This is a genomic window from Lacticaseibacillus baoqingensis (assembly GCF_003946165.1).
GTDB classification, from domain to species: domain Bacteria; phylum Bacillota; class Bacilli; order Lactobacillales; family Lactobacillaceae; genus Lacticaseibacillus; species Lacticaseibacillus baoqingensis.
In genome coordinates this window covers 59,695-77,614 of record NZ_RHOI01000004.1, presented here as the reverse complement: position 1 = coordinate 77,614, position 17,920 = coordinate 59,695, and the positions used below count along the sequence as shown (strand labels likewise).

20 protein-coding genes and 2 pseudogenes are annotated in these 17,920 nt (G+C 48.7%); 4 read left to right on the top strand and 18 right to left on the bottom strand.

The window, feature by feature from the left end; translation table 11 throughout:
• Positions 1-2: 2 nt before the first annotated feature.
• Genes EKM91_RS02530 through EKM91_RS02520 form a run of 3 tightly spaced genes read left to right on the top strand, consistent with a single transcriptional unit; the run spans position 3 to position 1,739 of the window.
• Positions 3-617, top strand: coding sequence for a DnaD domain-containing protein (locus EKM91_RS02530; protein ID WP_125749290.1), 615 nt, complete (start codon positions 3-5; stop codon positions 615-617).
• A 16-nt stretch (positions 618-633) separates the two neighbouring features.
• Positions 634-1,281 carry an endonuclease III domain-containing protein gene (locus EKM91_RS02525; protein ID WP_125749286.1) on the top strand — a complete coding sequence of 216 codons (648 nt, stop codon included), beginning with the start codon at positions 634-636 and terminating at the stop codon, positions 1,279-1,281.
• A complete protein-coding gene (locus EKM91_RS02520) occupies positions 1,278-1,739 on the top strand; it encodes a deoxycytidylate deaminase (protein ID WP_125749281.1) in 462 nt (153 codons plus the stop codon). The genes EKM91_RS02525 and EKM91_RS02520 overlap by 4 nt, the downstream gene beginning before the upstream one ends.
• A gap of 251 nt (positions 1,740-1,990) precedes the next feature.
• On the opposite strand, the pseudogene EKM91_RS14245 reads toward EKM91_RS02520, so the two are convergent.
• The 5 genes and pseudogenes from EKM91_RS14245 to EKM91_RS13780 form a co-directional block, all read right to left on the bottom strand.
• Positions 1,991-2,929, bottom strand: a pseudogene (locus tag EKM91_RS14245) (IS30 family transposase).
• A 346-nt stretch (positions 2,930-3,275) separates the two neighbouring features.
• Entirely contained in the window at positions 3,276-4,448 is a 1,173-nt protein-coding gene (locus EKM91_RS02510; RefSeq protein ID WP_125749278.1) for an RNA-guided endonuclease InsQ/TnpB family protein, read from the bottom strand.
• Between the two features lie 36 nt (positions 4,449-4,484).
• A pseudogene (locus tag EKM91_RS02505) lies at positions 4,485-5,082 on the bottom strand (IS607 family transposase).
• Positions 5,083-5,484: 402 nt separating this feature from the next.
• Positions 5,485-5,811 carry a hypothetical protein gene (locus tag EKM91_RS13785; RefSeq protein WP_164508430.1) on the bottom strand — a complete coding sequence of 109 codons (327 nt, stop codon included), beginning with the start codon at positions 5,809-5,811 and terminating at the stop codon, positions 5,485-5,487.
• A 22-nt stretch (positions 5,812-5,833) separates the two neighbouring features.
• Positions 5,834-5,998: a hypothetical protein gene (locus tag EKM91_RS13780; RefSeq protein WP_164508429.1), complete on the bottom strand. Its 165-nt coding sequence runs from the start codon at positions 5,996-5,998 to the stop codon at positions 5,834-5,836.
• 497 nt (positions 5,999-6,495) lie between these two features.
• Here EKM91_RS13780 and EKM91_RS02500 point away from each other — a divergent pair, with 497 nt between their 5' ends.
• Complete coding sequence (locus EKM91_RS02500; protein WP_125749275.1) at positions 6,496-6,687, top strand: hypothetical protein; 192 nt, start codon at positions 6,496-6,498, stop codon at positions 6,685-6,687.
• A 71-nt stretch (positions 6,688-6,758) separates the two neighbouring features.
• On the opposite strand, the gene EKM91_RS02495 is transcribed toward EKM91_RS02500, so the two are convergent.
• The 13 genes from EKM91_RS02495 to hisD all read right to left on the bottom strand — a co-directional run bounded on the left by EKM91_RS02495 (position 6,759) and on the right by hisD (position 17,919).
• Positions 6,759-7,091 (bottom strand): hypothetical protein, encoded by a 333-nt coding sequence (locus EKM91_RS02495; RefSeq protein WP_125749272.1) that lies wholly within the window; start codon positions 7,089-7,091, stop codon positions 6,759-6,761.
• 44 nt (positions 7,092-7,135) lie between these two features.
• The gene (locus EKM91_RS02490; RefSeq protein ID WP_125749269.1) at positions 7,136-7,507 is read right to left on the bottom strand and encodes a hypothetical protein; all 372 of its coding nucleotides are present in this window, start codon (positions 7,505-7,507) and stop codon (positions 7,136-7,138) included.
• Positions 7,508-7,998: 491 nt separating this feature from the next.
• The gene (apf, locus tag EKM91_RS02485; protein WP_225419434.1) at positions 7,999-8,832 is read right to left on the bottom strand and encodes an aggregation-promoting factor; all 834 of its coding nucleotides are present in this window, start codon (positions 8,830-8,832) and stop codon (positions 7,999-8,001) included.
• Positions 8,833-9,350: 518 nt separating this feature from the next.
• A complete protein-coding gene (locus tag EKM91_RS02480; RefSeq protein ID WP_125749262.1) occupies positions 9,351-9,764 on the bottom strand; it encodes a hypothetical protein in 414 nt (137 codons plus the stop codon).
• A 102-nt stretch (positions 9,765-9,866) separates the two neighbouring features.
• Entirely contained in the window at positions 9,867-11,339 is a 1,473-nt protein-coding gene (aldA, locus tag EKM91_RS02475; RefSeq protein WP_125749259.1) for an aldehyde dehydrogenase, read from the bottom strand.
• Positions 11,340-11,556: 217 nt separating this feature from the next.
• The gene (locus EKM91_RS02470) at positions 11,557-12,357 is read right to left on the bottom strand and encodes an HAD family hydrolase (protein ID WP_125749256.1); all 801 of its coding nucleotides are present in this window, start codon (positions 12,355-12,357) and stop codon (positions 11,557-11,559) included.
• Positions 12,358-12,399: 42 nt separating this feature from the next.
• Complete coding sequence (hisC, locus tag EKM91_RS02465) at positions 12,400-13,473, bottom strand: histidinol-phosphate transaminase (RefSeq protein WP_125749253.1); 1,074 nt, start codon at positions 13,471-13,473, stop codon at positions 12,400-12,402.
• A 35-nt stretch (positions 13,474-13,508) separates the two neighbouring features.
• Complete coding sequence (gene hisI, locus EKM91_RS02460; protein WP_125749250.1) at positions 13,509-13,838, bottom strand: phosphoribosyl-AMP cyclohydrolase; 330 nt, start codon at positions 13,836-13,838, stop codon at positions 13,509-13,511.
• Positions 13,835-14,593, bottom strand: coding sequence for an imidazole glycerol phosphate synthase subunit HisF (hisF, locus tag EKM91_RS02455; RefSeq protein WP_125749247.1), 759 nt, complete (start codon positions 14,591-14,593; stop codon positions 13,835-13,837). The genes hisI and hisF overlap by 4 nt, the downstream gene beginning before the upstream one ends.
• A gap of 1 nt (position 14,594) precedes the next feature.
• Positions 14,595-15,314, bottom strand: a complete 720-nt coding sequence (gene hisA / locus EKM91_RS02450) for a 1-(5-phosphoribosyl)-5-[(5-phosphoribosylamino)methylideneamino]imidazole-4-carboxamide isomerase (RefSeq protein WP_125749244.1) — start codon at positions 15,312-15,314, stop codon at positions 14,595-14,597.
• Entirely contained in the window at positions 15,292-15,918 is a 627-nt protein-coding gene (hisH, locus tag EKM91_RS02445; RefSeq protein WP_125749241.1) for an imidazole glycerol phosphate synthase subunit HisH, read from the bottom strand. The genes hisA and hisH overlap by 23 nt, the downstream gene beginning before the upstream one ends.
• Positions 15,918-16,502, bottom strand: coding sequence for an imidazoleglycerol-phosphate dehydratase HisB (hisB, locus tag EKM91_RS02440; protein ID WP_125749238.1), 585 nt, complete (start codon positions 16,500-16,502; stop codon positions 15,918-15,920). Before hisB ends, hisH begins: the two co-directional genes overlap by 1 nt.
• A gap of 139 nt (positions 16,503-16,641) precedes the next feature.
• The gene (hisD, locus tag EKM91_RS02435; protein ID WP_125749235.1) at positions 16,642-17,919 is read right to left on the bottom strand and encodes a histidinol dehydrogenase; all 1,278 of its coding nucleotides are present in this window, start codon (positions 17,917-17,919) and stop codon (positions 16,642-16,644) included.
• Between the last annotated feature and the right edge of the window lies 1 nt (position 17,920).

Genomic DNA, 17,920 nt, shown 5'->3' with positions numbered 1-17,920 from the left:
GTTTGGCTGATGAATTAAACAGCTTTTTGGCTGCTGGTCAAAGCAGCTTCAGTACCGCATTATTTGACCATTACGCGCAAAGTGACCTGACTCATAGTGAATTTTTAGTATATCTATTCTTGAGTCAATGGGCGCAAACACACACAGAAGCGCCTGAACCTGACGGGCTGGCTGCTAGACTCAAAATGACACCAGGCACCTTATACGCAACGATCAACAGCCTCCTACAAAAACAAGCGGTTGCTTTGGTCAGCTTTCCTGACGGGCATGGCCATACCATCGATCAATATGATGTCACCCCGTTGTTACGGCGCTTGTTGGATACCCCGCAGGCCACCACAACTCAAGCCGAAGCCAATGCCACAAGCACGGTGTTCAACCAGATCGAAATCGAATTTGCCCGGCCGTTATCGCCGATCGAGCAGCAAACCATCGCAGATTGGCTCAACATCGACCACTATAATCCTAAAGTGATCCAGCTGGCCTTGCGTGAAGCGGTCTTAAATCAGAAGTATTCCTTGCGTTACATTGATCGCATTTTGATCAACTGGGAGAAACTCCATCTCACCACGCCGCAGCAAGTCCAAACATATTTGCAACAGCGCAATCAGCTGTAAAGCAGGGGGAGTGGCTATGAATGATCAGCAAGCACAAACATTTTTAAATGCCGTCTTGGCACGCTATCCGAATGCCCAGCCGACCTTGACTGCCCATGATCCTTTCGAGATCTTAGTGGCGGTCATGTTGTCAGCGCAAACCACGGATGTGGCTGTCAATGCCGTCACGCCCAAATTGTTTGCAGCCTATCCCGATCCGCAGCATATGGCGCAAGCCAGTATCACTGAGATCGAAGCTTATATTGACCGGTTGGGGTTATACCACAACAAGGCGAAATATTTAAAAGCATTAAGTACTAAGCTGCTCACAGATTTTGACGGGGTGGTCCCGCAGACCTATCAGGAATTGACCAGCTTGCCTGGTGTCGGCCGCAAAACTGCTACCGTGGTGCGCACAGATGCCTTCAACATTCCTGGCATTGCCGTTGACACGCATGTCAGCCGCATCATCAAAGGCTTTGGCATCGTCGCGGCGACGGCAACCCCTGATCAGATCCAAGCACGGTTGGAGACATTGATGCCGCAATCCACCTGGATCACACTGCATCGTGCCTTGATCCGTGTCGGCCGCGAATGGCTGACAGCCAAAAATCCCCAACTACCGCCTGAATGGCAACAATTTGCGCCATATTATCAACCTTTACAGAAAGCAGGTAAAGCATGACTGATCAAATCATTGCCTCTAAACGGCATGCGCATCGTGAATCATGGGATCATTACTTCATGAAATTGGCCACCAATGTTGCCGAGCGTTCGACTTGCGAAAGGGCAACGGTAGGGGCAGTTTTAGTCAAAGATCACCGCATTATCGCGACTGGCTATAACGGCAGCATTTCCGGCGATCCGCACTGCGATGATGCGGGCCACTTGATGCGTGATGGCCATTGTATCCGCACATTACACGCTGAAATGAATGCGATCTTGCAATGTGCATTAAATGGCGTGTCCACACGCAATGCAACTGTTTATGTGACATTTTTCCCGTGCTTGAATTGTACCAAAGCATTGATCCAAGCCGGTGTCAGCAAGATCTATTACGCTAACGATTACCACAACGATCCATATGCGGTAACGCTATTGGCCAATCATCAAATCGATGCGGTCAAATTGACCGCCGAATGAACCGACTAATGCACGCGTTTGTCAGGCAAAGGGCCAACAGACGCGTTTTTTGCACATCAGATCAGATCCCAAGGTAAAGCCTTGGGATAGTTCCGAAGATGTTACTTCGTATAATATATATTATGTAAACTAGAGAAGATGAAAAAGTCATTGTCATTATCCCCTCGTATTAAGCTCATTTTTGCGCCTTCTGATTTTGGGTGATTTCATTTGCCATTACCACTGTACATGTTTGTACATGTTTTCCAATCTTACATTTTTCTCCGGCGTTTATTCAGTTTATCCGTAACAAATTTCATGTCGGCTTGAGTCTTGGTTTCAGCAGAAACGCCCAAATCAGCCCGTTGTTCTCATTGGTGCCGGAGTTCTTCAGGCGCATACGAATGCACAAAATACAGCTATTTGTGGTATGTATTCTCAATTCTGCCGATCAGTGTTGCGTTCGTGAACTCTGCACCATGATCACACGTTAACGACAAGACGTGCTCACCATACAGCGACATCAATGTATCGATCTGGTACCAACGCTTCACCGGTCTGAGCTTTTGCTAACGCCATGAATGTGAGTCTGGTGCGCCGTTCGTTGAACGTCACGATGACCTTTTTACCGGATCGTGATGGCAGTACGCAATCCAATTCCCAGTCACCAAGCCGTTCGCGATCGTTGATAATTTCGGGCCGATTTTCAATCTAGCGTGACTTGATCATTTCACGATTTGCTTCTGCGAGTGCCTCTTTGCGGCGCTTAGGGCGCCTGTGATACCGCTTTATTTGATCATGAACAACTTTAGGTACCCAGCCACGAAAGATCCAATTGTAGACTGTATTGCGGCACACCGTGATTTCTATGTGTCCGTGAACGATCTGCTCAGGTGACGAGTGATGCGCATAACCCTCTGCGATGATGTCAGTCATACGCCGCGTCACAGACGGTTTGCGGCCAATCTTGCGATTACGCAGCCGCGTGCATTATTCTGGGCAATCATGGCGTCACAGCGCAAGATATGCTGACGCTGGCGCGGTTTGAACATCTTGTAGTCTTAAAACTCTTGGCTATGCAACATCTCGCGTGAGATCGTGCTGCGGATACGATGTAGGATACGTGCGATTTCAGCTTGCGTCTTACCCTGATGCCATAAGATTTCGATTTGACCGCGCTCTGCTTCGCTAAGGTGCTTATATGCCGTGATTACGCCGCCCTTTCAAGGTTTTGCTGATTCTTACTATGTTCCTTATTTAACTTGCCCTAAAACCACAGAAGAGCCGTGGACTTAATGTCCACGACTCTTCACCGTACTTTTGCTATCTATTTTTCTATTTTGTTGAGATCTATATACCGCTTGATACATAAGTCTCTGCTATATAAAATGTGGAAGAACGTCTATTTGACACCAATAAAGGTTAATATATTTCCTTTCTTGATTTACATTCTGCATTTCACTTAGTCCCGTCTACATTGGTATTCTCACTCAGACATAAGCCCTCACGACATTGACCAGCTCTTGAACTTTAAGGTATTAGCCATACCCTGAATGATTATTTTACTTGCGTGTATTGAATCAGATTCTCCACGGCGTTTTCATCGCGAAGCATCTTCGCACCGCAGTGATAACACACATATTCATCATGTCCTGTGTAATGCTTTTGATTACCGCTCAAGCCAATTTTCTCATCACCAGTCTTGATATAACCGCATTGCGAGCAACGCTGAGTGCTTGGATAAAACTGATCAACCAGGACCAGTTTTACACCGTTCCACTTGCTCTTATACGCCATCATTTGCTTGAATTTGCCAAACATCGATCGATGAAGGTTCTTGCCTAGTCGCTTGTTCATCTTCATATGCAAGACATCCAAGTCTTCGATAGCGACTACGTCGTTCTCATCTACCAGCTTAGCCGTAAATTTCTTGAGCAAATCCTCTTGTATCCGTTTAACTTTCTGATAATCGCGCTTCAACTTGGTTCTCGTTGTGCGGTAATTATTTGATTGAAAACTTTTTGGATTTGCCACTCGTTTACGTGCTAAGAGTCGTTGATAAACGGTGATGCGTTGGTATAGGCAGGGCAAGCTTTGCGGCAGCGAGTTCACTTGTTGATACCCATAGGCGTCTTTGTAATCAAATCGTGCAATGTTAGCATCAACACCAGTGACCTGCACTCCATGCTTCTCGACAGCGATGTCCGCTACATCAATAGACAAACAGGCATAATAGCCATCGACCTCTTCAACTACAGTAACAAGCTTAATATCACCTTGCCACCGTAGCTTTTCAGCCAATTTAATGTCATACCAAGCTCCAGACCCTCGAGGTTTATCAAGTCGTAATCGACCATTGACCACCTTGGCCCGATCCGTCTTAAAGACTCGTTTTGAGCGTTTCTTAGACTTGAAGCGTGGCTTAGCATGGTTGGGCATCTTGGGATTGAAATAGTTTTTCCAGCCCTTGGCTAGATCGTTCACGGCTAATTGTAAAACCCGCGCGGATTGAAGGAACTGCCAATCCTGTTTATTATCTACTAGTTCATCACGCACCTTGCGTTCGTTAGGGCGGAAGGAGTTGTCATCAAGGATCAATGACTCGTCATACATCATGTTCCACGTCTCTAACGCTTGGTTATAGCAACACCTTCGGTAATTGAAAAGAGAATTAAGCACTTTCCGCATGGTAGCATTTGGATAGATTTTGGTTTTGTGTGTTTTAATCATTCGACCCACCTCCTTTCGCTGAAAGACACAGCTATTTCAGTTCTTTATCATTTTCGATTTTGCTTTTGTATTTACGCAAACCCTTTTGTATTTACGCAAACCGTAGATACGGCAACTGAAAACGTGAATGATACTGATTAAGTCTTGCGTCATTTCTTCTTGAGGTGACAAATCCGGGTTATTCAGCACCACAATTTGGGTGTTAAATTTATTTGCTAATTGTTCAAACCAGTCATAGCCGAAACGGACGAAACGATCCTTATAAGTGATATACACGGCATCAACATTGTTAGCCATGATCTGATCAAGCAACTCATTCCAATGCTTACGCTTATAATTAAGTCCACTACCAACATCCGTAATCACGTCATCAAGGATTACGCCTTTGCCATTGGCATACTGACGTAAAAAGTCAACTTGATTCTTCAAGTCATCTTTCTGCCCAGCATTTGAGACACGCGCATAAGCAATCACCTTGTGATCGTTCTTCTTAGACTTACCTAGGTAGGCAAGATACTGTTCTTCGGTATAGATTTCGATAGGCTGGCAACGTGCCATCTTTGTCCCACTTCTGTAAGGTTTTCACTGTTACGCCAATGCGTTCAGCCATTTGTCCTGGTTTGAGCATGAGGATACCTCCCACTTAATTATTGTATCCCCATTATGCCTTAACATTATACGTTGTTCTACATTTAAAGTTACAGTTTCAAACCTCCTTGACCAAAAATCAATAACACTCAAAGATTGGGTACCACTGTTTTTCCTTTAATTTCCTACATTATGGGAATCAGCAAAGCTTGCTATGGACTTCCAAAGCCACTCCAAAAGAGACCAAAGAGAGCCCAAGCATAAGCATAGCGTGGATAAAGGAATCGTGCTTTAAAATCGATATTGAAAAAAGAATCAAGAAACCAATTGTTGCAAATATTGGAAAAGCAATCGACAATTTGTCTCTCAAATGTTCTCGATTAGGTTTCATTTTCACACCTCGCATGTTGATGTGACAGAACTCAGAAACGGTACTCGGCTGTTTACGTTATCTGGAACGTACGGTGAGGCGCGACTGAAGCGCGACTCGCCACGTGTGTTCGAGAAGCCAGGCGATCAGTGCGAACTGCCAAGCCATATTAAATAGTGTATTTGCGATCCCGTGCGTCCAGAAATTTGCTCGATTATAAATGCGATATTGGACGGCAGACAGGACCACGTCGATGATCAATGCAGCAAAAACCCCAAATCCCCAGCTCCAGCGACGGATCCGTTTTTTGGCGCTGGGAAAAGCTGTATCTGGTAACTTTTCGGTGACTTCACCAACGCGGCTTTTTCGCAAGAGCCAAACTAGTGAAAGTGCGTAGAGTCCCAACCATATGAGCAAAGCACCGCTGTCAGGAAGCAGTGGCAGTGGGATTAAACGGCGAAAGACAAAACGCCAGCAAAAGACACAATGGAAGGAGCATTGCCGGCCATCCTAGGATAGAGTTTGCGTATGCCAGTGCTTCGTTGCCAAGCACCGGCAGGCCAAAAATAAAACGATAACCCCACTTTTTCATTGCGCATCCCCTTCCACATCAATGGATTAGCTATTTGGTATCTTTTCCTGAGTCTATAACAACCAGAGGCATATTCCGCTTCGGTGAGTTAAGTTGATCAAACATCTTGCGTTTGATATACGCTACATATTCACATGTCAAAAAAAAACAAGCAGCGCCCAGCTCTTCCTGCCAACGGATTCATCACACTAGAACCTTATCAGGGAGGGGCTGGCGGGGTGGCATATTGCCCTTTATATTGGACGCCACAACTAGAGAAGCCAATGCAGACGTCAAGTTGACCGGCACTTAACCCTTCTCCTCAGTATCCAGATCACACCAACCTGCTGGGACATTTTTCTTTGATAGTTAAGGTCAGGTTTAAGCCATAAATCAGATTGAGTCAGTTCCTGATTCATCTTCCACGCTTGTGTTTGCTTTGAGGCACTTCGTTTGTTACGCTGGCTGTGCGTCAACGTTTTGCGTCGTTTGTCAAAGACAATTTAAGGAGAATCACAATGTCGATGATCGTCGTACTATGGACATCTGTTGCAATACTGCTTATTTTTATCGGCGTGATGCTGATAATTGCGAGCATCAAAGCGCGATTTTCATTAAATTGGAAATTATTGCTTAGCTTGATCGGCATCCTCACGATCGGAGTCGGTCTTTACTGGTGCTTATTTCTAGTCGGTATTGCCATTCCGTGAAGGTAATATTCTTACCTGCTAAGCTCAGCAGCCGAATCATCCCCAATAACACAGCCCTTACTAAAAGATGGCTACCCCATGCTGGTAGCCATCTCAGCAAACGACAGTCCAAATGTGGTGACGCGATAGTGATCAGGCAACAAAATAGTGTGCTGGGCCAGCGCGGCTGCCGCTGTTGAATCGTTGACCGGCGAAGGCGAAACGAAGTAGATTGCTTCACCATGGTCCCCATGTTCCTTTGACTTGGTGATTTGTGCCGTTAGACTACTCCTCAAATACCCGTGAAAGAGCATTTTAGTTCTAACGGCCAACGTCGGCGTCGCATGCCCGATGACAAAGCACGCAATCATCCCATACACCAAGAGCGTCAACACGCGATTCAAGGTCCAAAATTCTCTTTTCATTCAGCACCCTCTAACAAACGCAGCAACAACATGTACATCCCCAATTAATCGGTATCACAGCGGTTAACTGACCGCTTCAGTTCGGCGCGAACCAAACAAATCGTCTCAAGCGACGGGACAATTGTTTGCGTTCGGCCTGGCCGAGTAAGTGCCCAATCAATGACGCCGTAATCAAAGCTGCCTGACAAGCGCTTCAAATCAGCTGCAGAAAATCCTAAGTGATCCGCTAATTGCCAAACTGTGATCAGCAGGCGCTTGGCCTGTCGATGTTTCATCACCGCCATGATTGGCAGCACGATCGCACCTGCTAACACGATCACCCCGCTCACAACCGGAATATCGACGGTAGTCAATGCAACAATCAGCTTATCGATGCGATGAGGCTTGCGCTGGTGGGCCATTTTTACAGGTTTCATGCTTCTCCTTATTCGTTAGCAGAAACTCCCGAAAAGCTGACTACAATTACTGGCTATGGGCGCCTGCTTTGCCTTAAACACACCGCGTAAGTCACAGTGCCCACTAATATTGAGACGATTGGCACCCAAAAAGGCACATAGCCGCCAAAAAATGCTGGCACTGACAGAATGGCAATACTGCCAAAAAGCACTATACCCCAGATCCCGACAATCAGCCAGCGAACTTGTCGCGCAGTTTTTGGAACCATAATTTTCCTCCTAGCCTGCATGCTAGTCACGAACCAACATGCAGCAACGCTGCGGATAACAAATCTATCAGTGCTATGATCATTAATTCAATGTGATTATACGCTATCTTATGATTAATGAGCAATCAGTGATTCTTTCACGACAGTAATCAAGCTGCACTTGCATGGTAACGGACCACTAACCGAATTGGCAACAAAAAACCGAGACGCAAATGCGTCTCGGTAATTTTGTTGCACTTGATATTAGTACCAGCCTTGAGCATTAGAATGCGCAAGCGCGTTGGCCCAGCTGCCGTAACGGCTGGCAACATATTGATCCGCCACTTTTTCTTGGTTAGCAGCGGAGTAGTCACCATTGAGGTAAGAATCGGTCAGTTGGTATTTACCAACGTATTGCCCATTACGTGCGCTGTACGAACCACCGGATTCGCGCTGGGCGATTGCTGCCTTAGCAGCAGCTTCACTGCCTGTTACTGTGCTGCTGGCAGTCGTGGAAGATTGTGTCGTTTGAGTTTGAGTTTGTGGGGCGACATACTTCGGTGCGGAGTATGTGGTTGCAGGCGCCGATTGAGCTGGTGCAGCTTGTTGAGCTGGTGCAGCTGGTGCAGCTGGTGCAGCTGGTGCAGCTGGTGTTGCTGGCTTAGCAGCAGCAGTCGTCGTTTGCGCCTGGGCAACTGGTTGTTGCGGGGCCGTCGTAACCGCAGCGGCAACTGGCGTACCAGCAAGTTTTAATACTTGACCAACTGTCAACAGATCGGCATTTTGGATGTTATTTAAGGAAATCAATGTGGCTTGACTAACACCGGTGCTGGCTGCAATGCCAGAAAGCGTGTCGCCAGCCTTGACCGTGTAAGTGGAAGCCGAAGCGGTGGTTGCTTGCGCTTGCGGCTGGGTCGCAACATTTAAGGTCAGCTTTTGGCCGACGATGATGACATTTTTATCAGCCAATTGGTTAGCTGTGGCCAGCTTATCGGTATTTACATTATTCGCTGCGGCAATTTCAGCAAGGGTGTCACCCGCTTTAACCACGTACTCGCCTGTGGTAGCTGCGCTAACGGTGTTAGATTGTCCCAACACGACTGCTGCGCCTAATACTGCTGCCGTTGTAAAGAGCCATGCTAAATGTGAGTTTTTGATATTAATTCACTCCTATGTGTTTGTCCAGTAACGATTCAACACTGACTATACTAACGTGTTCAGATTACAGGGATACCACAGCAGTATTACATTTTTCGAATGATTTGTATTATTGTCATCAATCTATTTTATTACTCGTAATATTACAAAACTCCCACGCTCGTCAAAATTGAACCCTGGACAAGCCATGCTGGCATGAATTCAAGCAGTCTGACGCCTAGCTGCTAATCGTTTTTCGCCGATGCGTCACAAGCGGCTTCGGTAATGTAAAAATTAGGACGGCCGCCGATCGGGTTATTTTGCAGCAAAGTCAACAGCAACAACCGTGCTCATTTTGCTTCTTTCTATATATATGATATATGCCAGGATCGCCTTAGCGCTGATCATCTGCTTGACACTGTTCCTTGGCGTTAAGTAAGCAAATAGCCGCAGGCCTGAAGGTCTGCGGCTATAGTGCATCATAATGTGATTGCTTCAGCATAGCGGGCAAATTGCGCCAAGTCCGTATTGAACGTCATCTGCAAAAATGGGCGCAATAGCGTTAATGGGATCGTTGGCGGCTGAGTCAAGATCAACAATTGGTATATCGTTGTCCAATTTGGTCCAAACGACATTGGCCGAAAGATCACTTGATACTGCACCAAGCCTTCGGTACTGATGAAACGCACGATCCCATCATGGGCTTGGATGCGCATATGCTCATGCGGGTTGAAAAACGAGTTGTCCCGGGTGATCTCAATAGCGTCTGGCGTCTGGACCACCTTGACCACGGTGGACATCCAGTCGCTAAAAGTACTGGGTGTCGTCAGCAATGTTGTGATCGTGCCTATTGAGGCATGGACATCAACAAAATTAACTAATTGTACATTCATGGTTGTGCCTCCTTTACAGGCCGAATACCTATCTACCATGAGAATACATTTCGCTATTTTGTTAAATTCCCGCTGACATCGCCCATTTTTTTAAAAACCAATTTAGTCGGTCAAATGCTCTGGATGGCGTTGCAAGTATACCGCGTGGGTATTCAAGAATTCTTCGATCCCATGGCGACCGTCTGCCCCGCCGACACCAGATTCCTTCCACCCCGCATGAAAACCTTGGATCGCTTCAAAATTGAATCGATTGATATAAGTTTCCCCAGCTTCGATCGTATTGGCTGCATAAGCGGCCGCTTCAAGATCGCGCGTGTAAATCGAACTGGTCAACCCATAGCGGGTATCATTGGCCATCGCCACCGCCTCTTTGATCGTCTTAAACGTGACGATCGGCAACACTGGCCCAAAGACTTCATTTTGGACGATTTCCCAGTCTTGTTGCACATGTGTGATGACCGTTGGCAAGTAGAAGAATCCCCGTTCGGTATCGAGGGGATGGCCACCGGTTGTGACCACACCGCCTTGGGCTACTGCTCTTTGGACCATCCCGTCGACTTTCTCCAAGGCTGCACGGTTGATCAGCGGCCCCATGTCAACAGAGCGATCTTCTGGGTCCCCGACTTTAACAGCGGCTAACTTCGCCGTCAGCTTTTGGGTAAATTCTTCGGCGACGTCCTCTTGGACATAGACACGTTCAGCATTGTTGCAGACTTGACCATTGTTGTCGATACGCGAATCGATGATCGCTTGGACGGCCAGATCTAAGTCGGCATCTTTGGCCACGATTGCTGGTGCTTTGCCGCCTAATTCCAAAGAAACCTTGGCAACATGGTTGGCAGCGGTGGCCATCACCCGCTTGCCGGAGTTGACCGAACCAGTCAAGCTGATGATGCCGACTTTAGGATTGGCAGACAGCGCTTCGCCGATTTCACTGCCATGGCCGGTGATGAAATTCGCGACCCCATGCGGCAACTCAACTTCATCCACCAGCTTGGCAAATTCCAATGCAACTTGCGGTGTCTCAGAACTAGGCTTGAGCACGATGGTATTGCCTGTGACTAGTGCAGGTGCCAGCTTGCGCACGATCAAGAATAACGGAAAGTTCCAGGCTAAGATCCCTACCGCAACACCGATCGGCTGCTTGGCGATCATGATATTCTCGTTAGGATTATCAGATTGAATGATCTCCCCTTCATAGGTACGCCCAGCGGCGGCCATGTAATCCAGATAGTCCGCGGAAAAATTTACTTCTGTCTCAGCCAGCCCATAGATTTTGCCTTGCTCGCGAATCAATAGATCAATGAACGTCTCCGCGTGGCTGCGCAAAGCCGCAGCCAGCTGAGCAAGATATTGCCCGCGGGCAGGTGCCGGTAATTGCCGCCAAGTGCGCTGGGCGCGCTCAGCCGCTAACACTGCCGCTTCTGCATCCGCTGCTGTTGCGACTGGAAAAGTGGCCAACGGGGCTTCAGTCGCAGGGTTGATGACCACTTGAGTCTCGTGATCACTCGCGTCGACGAATTTCCCATCCAGATACATTTGATAATGCTTGAGCGCAGTTGTACTGTTAGCCATCAATAGTTACCTCCCTAAAATTCACAAACGGTCATTAGCAAGCGCTTACATCCTTATGGCTTGCAGTATACGCCATGACTGAATAGGAAGCAAAATAAAAAGCTTGTGAATTATTTTTTCACAAGCTTAGAAAAGCAGTTGAGCCAGGTTGACTCCGGGTCATTATAAAAATGTTTCTAAAAAATTCATGGGCTTATTGAAGTGGTGCACAAGCCGCTTAATTCGCCGCGAGCACTTGATCGAGGACTTGCACCACCCCATAGTCATCGTTGCTGGCGGTACGATATCGCGCGTAAGCCGCCATCCCGGGATTGGCATTGGCCACTAAATAGCCATACCGCACATAACTCAGCATCTGCGCATCATTGAACGTATCGCCAAACGCCATCATTTGATCGGCAGAAATGGCTTTGCGCTGGCCGATTTGGGCCATAGCAGTGCCTTTGTTGATATTTTTGGGCATGATGTCGATCCAAACCGGGCCAGAGACTGCCGCAGAAAAATCAGCGCCATAGCGCGGCTTGATCAGCTGTTCAAAAACGGCTTCTGCATTCCCGTCAGGCAGATAAATGGTCACCTTATCGGCTTCTCCGCTCCAGCTTTGCAAGTCATCTCGATAAGTCAAGCGGTGATAGAACTCGCGAAATACCCCATCAAATTGCTGATCCGCAGTGGCGCCAACTGCACCATCTAAACCACAGATCAACGGATGGCCATTCACTTGGCGAGTCACCGTTGCGCAAATATCTAAGATCGTCGCTTGCGGCAATAAGTGCTTGGCAATCACTTGTCCATGGTCGGCAATCACTGCCCCGTTATCACAGATCAACACCATTTGATCGTGATGTTTAGGAAATAAGGCTTTTAAGGTATAAAGCGGCCGCCCGCTGGCGATCGCAAACTGGATCCCTTTGGCTTTCAGCGCGTCGAGCTTATCACCAAAGGCTGGCGGTAATTCACCAGCTTCGGTCAATAAAGTATGGTCCATATCGGTAGCAATCAATTTGACGTCTTGCAATGCGTCCACTCCTTTTCTCACATGCCTTCAATTATAGCATGGCTATGCGTAAAAGGCCGTCATCAGCTTTTGGATCTGCTGATTTTGCGCATCGGTGCCAAAAGTGACGCGCAACTGATCTGGTCCCAGGCCGTCACGCACTAAAAAGCCGTGGTGCAACAAGTAATCTTTCAGCTCGGCGGCACGAGGCGCTTTGAAAAAGATGAAATTTGCTTGGCTATGGTCATATTGATAGCCATTAGCAGCTAAAAATGCTTCCCATTGCGTGCGGGCTTTGGCAACGCGCTGGCGGATCGTCGTCACAAAGTCTTGATCAGCCAAGGCGGCCAAGGCAGCTGCTTGCGAGACACTATTGAGGTTATAAGGCAAGCGCACCGCTTGCATCGCGGCGACCAATGCCTTCGGGATCACAGCATAACCGACGCGCATCGCCGCCAAACCATAGATCTTAGAAAACGTCCGCATGACGACGATATTGTCAAATTCTGGGATCAATGCCAAAGCTGAAGGCTGTGCTTCGTCGGTGACAAAATCGACATAGGCTTCATCGATCATCACCAAGACATGCTTAGGCACCCGCTTCAGCAAAGCACGCATCTGGGCCAAAGGTAAAAACGTACCAGTCGGATTGTTAGGGTTGCATAACCACAACAATTTAGTCTTAGGCGTGATCGCATTGATCAGCCCATCAACATCAAATTGCCCATCAGCTTGCACAGGCACATCAATGATCGTCGCATCTTCGATTTGGGCGTGGATCTTATATTCGCCAAAAGTCGGCCAAGGCTCGACCATTTCATCCCCTGGGCTTAAAAACGTGCGCGCCACCAATTCGATCACTTCATCCAACCCACAGCCAAACAACAGTTGCTCTGCTGGGACTCCAGCAAATTTGGCCACGGCTTGGCATAATTGATTGGCATCCCCATCTGGGTATTGGCGTGTGGTATTAAAATCAAAGCCTTGGATCGCTTTTTTGACCGCAGGCGAAGTCCCAAACGGATTCTCATTGGCCGATAAGCGTACGATCGGGCTGACACCGATCTGCTTTTCCAATTCGGGTAAGGGTGTTTCTGGGACATATGGGTGCAAATGCGTGACGCTTGGTTTCAACATAGACATTCCTCCTATAACCCCGTGAACGGCAGCAATCATGACTGAGTCGCAAGCTTTTGCGGGGTGAAAAAACAGCTGGTGTGCCCGGTATGGCAAGCCGGGCCTGCCGGATCGACCATGATCAAGACGGTATCGGCGTCACAATCAATGGTGATGTTGACGACTTTTTGGGTGTTGCCGCTGGTGGCGCCTTTATGCCACAACTCTTTTCGCGAACGCGACCAAAACCAAGTTTCACCAGTCGCTAAGGTTTTTTCCCACGACTCGCGATTTTGATACGCGACCATTAACACTTGCTTGGTCTTGGCGTCTTGAACGACGGCGGTGATCAAGCCGTTGCCCTTGGCAAAATCAAGTTCTGTCATCTGACACTCACCCCGGCTTCTTTGAGTTCAGTTTTCACTTCAGGAATCGTCAGCTCTCCATAGTGGAACACCGATGCGGCTAAGCCAGCATCGACAGTGGTTTGGGTGAATAGATCAGTGAAATCTTGGATCGCGCCACAACCGCCACTGGCAATGATCGGCACATTGACGGCTGCCGTCAATAATTGGTAGAGGCGCAAGTCGAACCCATTTTTCGTGCCGTCTTTGTCCATAGACGTGACCAACAACTCGCCAGCACCAAGTTGCACGACCTTTTTGGCCCAGGCGATGGCATCCAGATCAACTGGCGTATGCCCACCATCGATCACGACTTGATAACGTTTCTTAGCCGCTTGCCACCGCACATCGATCGCCACGACGATGCACTGACGGCCAAATTTCTCGGCGCCTTGCGTGATCAATTCCGGATGGCGAACGGCTGCAGAGTTAAGTGAACACTTGTCTGCTCCCGCCCGCAACAAAGCTTGCATATCGGCCACACTGTTGATCCCGCCGCCGACGGTCAACGGCATAAACACTTGGCTGGCGACTTTTTCGATGGTGTCGACCATGGCCCCGCGATGTTCTTTAGTGGCTGTGATATCTAAAAAGACTAGTTCATCGGCACCTTGCTGCTCATATGCCGCCGCGATTTCCGTCGGGTCACCGACATCGGTGAGATTGACAAAATTGACCCCTTTTTTTACCCGGCCGTGATCAACATCTAAACATGGAATGATCCGTTTGGTGATCATGTTATCCCTCCAATGCTTTCAACTGCGCTAAGGTAATGCTGCCAGCTGCTAACGCCTTGCCGATGATCGCATGCTCGATTCCGGCAGTTTGCAAGGCAACTAAGTCTGCCGGCGTGCGCATCCCGCCAGAAGCGACAAAGATCAGTGCCGGAAACTGCTCGTGCAAGCGCCTGAGCATGGCCACATTCGGCCCTGCCAGCGTCCCGTCTTTGGCAATGTCAGTGACGATAAACGTCGCGGCCCCAGCTTCGGCCATCGTCGCCACTAAATCAGCGGTGCTGGTGGTGCTGGTTTCAAGCCATCCTTCTGTGGCGACGCGATCGTTTTTGGCGTCGATCCCGATCACGATTTGGTCTGCACCAAATTCAGCCAGTGCTTGCTTGACCAACTCTGGGGCTTTCAGCGCGATACTGCCTAGGATCACCCGATCGATCCCTAAATCCAGATATTGCCGGATCGTCTTTAACGACCGGATCCCGCCACCAACTTCAATAAACAGATCAGTATTTTGGCGCAAGCGGGTGATCGTCTCAAGATTTTGCGGCTGCCCGGCTTTGGCGCCGTCGAGGTCGACTAAGTGTAAATTCGTCAATCCGGCTTGTTGGATCTTTTGAGCTTGCACCAACGGATCGGTGTTGATCGTTGAAACTTGTGCGTAGTCGCCTTGAAACAAGCGCACGCTTTGACCATTCAACAGGTCAATTGCTGGAAAAAGCTGCATCTGCACACATCTCCTTGAAGGCTTTTAGGCCGGCTAAGCCGACTTGGCCGCTTTTTTCGGGGTGAAACTGCATCCCCACAACATTGTTTTGTTGCACGACGCTAGGGATGGTGACCCCATAGTCGACGGTGGCAACGATATTTTTCGCCGCAGTTTGCACATAAAATGAGTGTACGAAATAAGTCGCTTGTTGATCAAAAACTTGGCCAAAGCGGTTGTTAGCCTTGCTATGGTTGGTATCCCAGCCCATGTGCGGGACCTTCAAACCAGATTTTTCGGGGATGGCAACCACCGCCCCTGGCAGCAAGCCTAATCCAGTCGAATCGCCAAACTCTTCACTGCGATCAAACAATAATTGCATGCCTAAACAGATTCCCAACATCGGCTGCCCAGCCGCGGCTTGAGTTTGCAAAACGCCGACGAGGTCGCGTTTTTGCAGCTCAGCCATCGCTTTTTGAAACGCACCGACGCCAGGCAAGATCAAGCCGTCTGCTTCGGCGATCACTGCTGGATCACTAGTCAAGGTGTTGGCGATGTTCAGGTAGTCTAACGCTTTTTTGACGTTACGGACATTGCCCGTATCGTAATCGATCACTGCCAGCATCAAATCACTCCTTTAGTCGATGGGATCCCTTTAACTTCTGGGTTTATCGTCACTGCTGCGCGCATTGCCCGGCCGAGTGCTTTGAACAAGGTTTCGATCTTGTGGTGCGTGTTGCGGCCATATAAGACAGTGGCATGCAGATTCAGCTCTGCGGCAAACGCAAAGGCTTGAAAAAAGTCTTGCGTCACTTCAGTGTCATAACCACCCAGCTTCGGGTTATCAAATTCGGCTTCAAAAACCAAATACGCCCGCCCAGAAAGATCGATCACGACCCGGCTCAAAGTTTCATCTAATGGCACAAACGCGGTGCCAAAACGCTCGATGCCGGCCTTATCGCCTAAGGCTGCTTTGAAGCATTCGCCGATCACGATGCCAACATCTTCAGTCGTATGATGCGGATCGACGTCTAAATCGCCATCGGCTTTGACGACTAAGCCAAAACGCCCGTGCTTGGCGAAGGCATTGAGCATATGATCGAAAAAGCCGATCCCGGTATCAATGTCGATGGTCGAATAATCATCGAGGTTCAAACTAACGGTGATCTTGGTTTCTTTAGTATTTCGCGTGATGGTGGCTTGACGCATGACAGTTCCTCCTTGAATAAGTTGAACAGATGACAAATCGGTGAATGCTGGTGGACGAAATGATCGCGTCCACTGGGTCATGCTGATCGCAGCGACCAGCAAATCGGCACCGATCCTCAGTTAGGCTTTTGCATCGGGCTTAGTTAAAGCGCGATTCGATCGCTCTTGCATGTCCTTCTAAGCCTTCGGTACGGGCTAAGGTCGTGATCGCTTTAGCTTCTTTACCCAAAGCTTGCGGAGTGTATTGAATGAATTGGATGCGCTTGACGAAATCTTCCACCCCTAGCGGCGAGAAGAAACGCGCCGTCCCTGCAGTCGGCAAGATGTGGTTAGGGCCGGCAACATAATCACCCAGCGGTTCTGAAGCGGTCCGGCCTAAGAAGACTGAACCCGCGTTTTGAATCTGATTGAGATAGCTGATTGGTTCATCCACTTGCACTTCCAAGTGTTCTGGTGCGATCAAGTTCATCAGCTTAAATGCGTCGTCGAGATTTTCTACCACGGCGATGAACCCTTCATCATTGACACTGGCGGTGGCAATTTCTTCACGCGGCAAAGTGGCCAGTTGCTTGGTCAATTCGAGATTGACGGCATCAGCGAGGGCTTGGCTGTCAGTCACTAACATCGGCCGGGCCAGCTTATCGTGTTCCGCTTGGCTCAACAAGTCGGCTGCCACTTGCGCAGGGTTGGACTGGCCATCGGCGATAATGCCGATTTCCGAAGGGCCGGCGATCATATCGATGGCCACTTGACCAAAGACTTGCTTTTTGGCGGTGGCAACAAAAATGTTGCCTGGGCCCATGATCTTGTCGACCCGCGGAATGCTTTCGGTGCCAAAAGCTAAAGCCGCGACCGCTTGAGCACCGCCGACTTGATAAACCGCATCGACACCGGCTAACTTGGCGGCAGCTAACACTGCAGGATTGATCCCTGCTGGTTGTGGCGGCGTCACCATGACAATATTTTTGACACCAGCGATCTTAGCCGGCAAAGCCGCCATCATGATCGTTGATGGATAAGCAGCGGTCCCGCCTGGCACATACAAGCCAACGGCAGCCAAGGGGGTCAGCTTCTGGCCGCGAATCACACCTGGTTGTTCGCTGTCAATAAAGCCGCGACTGACTTCTTTTTCGTGGTAGCTGGTGATGTTTCGCTTGGCCAACAACAACGCATCGATCAATTCCTTAGAACAGCTGGCATAGCCGGCATCAATGGTGGCTTGACTAACTTTGAAATCATCAACTTGGACGCCGTCAAACTTTTGCGAATAGTCCTTTAAGGCTTGGTCACCATTGGCACGCACATTGGCGATGATGTCGGCAACTGCCGCTTCAACTTCTGGCTTGCTGGCCGCTTGTTCTTCACGTTGGTTGACTTGGGTGGCCAGTTGGTCAAAATTACCAGTTAAAATTTTCATG

Excerpts from the sequence above, each read along its gene's own strand:
- EKM91_RS02525 (WP_125749286.1), top strand. The coding sequence starts at position 634 with ATGAATGATCAGCAAGCACAAACATTTTTAAATGCCGTCTTGGCACGC.
- EKM91_RS02520 (WP_125749281.1), top strand. The coding sequence starts at position 1,278 with ATGACTGATCAAATCATTGCCTCTAAACGGCATGCGCATCGTGAATCA.
- EKM91_RS02510 (WP_125749278.1), bottom strand. The coding sequence starts at position 4,448 with ATGATTAAAACACACAAAACCAAAATCTATCCAAATGCTACCATGCGG.
- EKM91_RS13780 (WP_164508429.1), bottom strand. The coding sequence starts at position 5,998 with ATGAAAAAGTGGGGTTATCGTTTTATTTTTGGCCTGCCGGTGCTTGGC.
- EKM91_RS02500 (WP_125749275.1), top strand. The coding sequence starts at position 6,496 with ATGTCGATGATCGTCGTACTATGGACATCTGTTGCAATACTGCTTATT.
- EKM91_RS02495 (WP_125749272.1), bottom strand. The coding sequence starts at position 7,091 with ATGAAAAGAGAATTTTGGACCTTGAATCGCGTGTTGACGCTCTTGGTG.
- EKM91_RS02490 (WP_125749269.1), bottom strand. The coding sequence starts at position 7,507 with ATGAAACCTGTAAAAATGGCCCACCAGCGCAAGCCTCATCGCATCGAT.
- EKM91_RS02480 (WP_125749262.1), bottom strand. The coding sequence starts at position 9,764 with ATGAATGTACAATTAGTTAATTTTGTTGATGTCCATGCCTCAATAGGC.
- aldA (WP_125749259.1), bottom strand. The coding sequence starts at position 11,339 with ATGGCTAACAGTACAACTGCGCTCAAGCATTATCAAATGTATCTGGAT.
- hisC (WP_125749253.1), bottom strand. The coding sequence starts at position 13,473 with ATGTTGAAACCAAGCGTCACGCATTTGCACCCATATGTCCCAGAAACA.
- hisI (WP_125749250.1), bottom strand. The coding sequence starts at position 13,838 with ATGACAGAACTTGATTTTGCCAAGGGCAACGGCTTGATCACCGCCGTC.
- hisF (WP_125749247.1), bottom strand. The coding sequence starts at position 14,593 with ATGATCACCAAACGGATCATTCCATGTTTAGATGTTGATCACGGCCGG.
- hisA (WP_125749244.1), bottom strand. The coding sequence starts at position 15,314 with ATGCAGCTTTTTCCAGCAATTGACCTGTTGAATGGTCAAAGCGTGCGC.
- hisH (WP_125749241.1), bottom strand. The coding sequence starts at position 15,918 with ATGCTGGCAGTGATCGATTACGATACGGGCAATGTCCGTAACGTCAAA.
- hisB (WP_125749238.1), bottom strand. The coding sequence starts at position 16,502 with ATGCGTCAAGCCACCATCACGCGAAATACTAAAGAAACCAAGATCACC.
- hisD (WP_125749235.1), bottom strand. The coding sequence starts at position 17,919 with ATGAAAATTTTAACTGGTAATTTTGACCAACTGGCCACCCAAGTCAAC.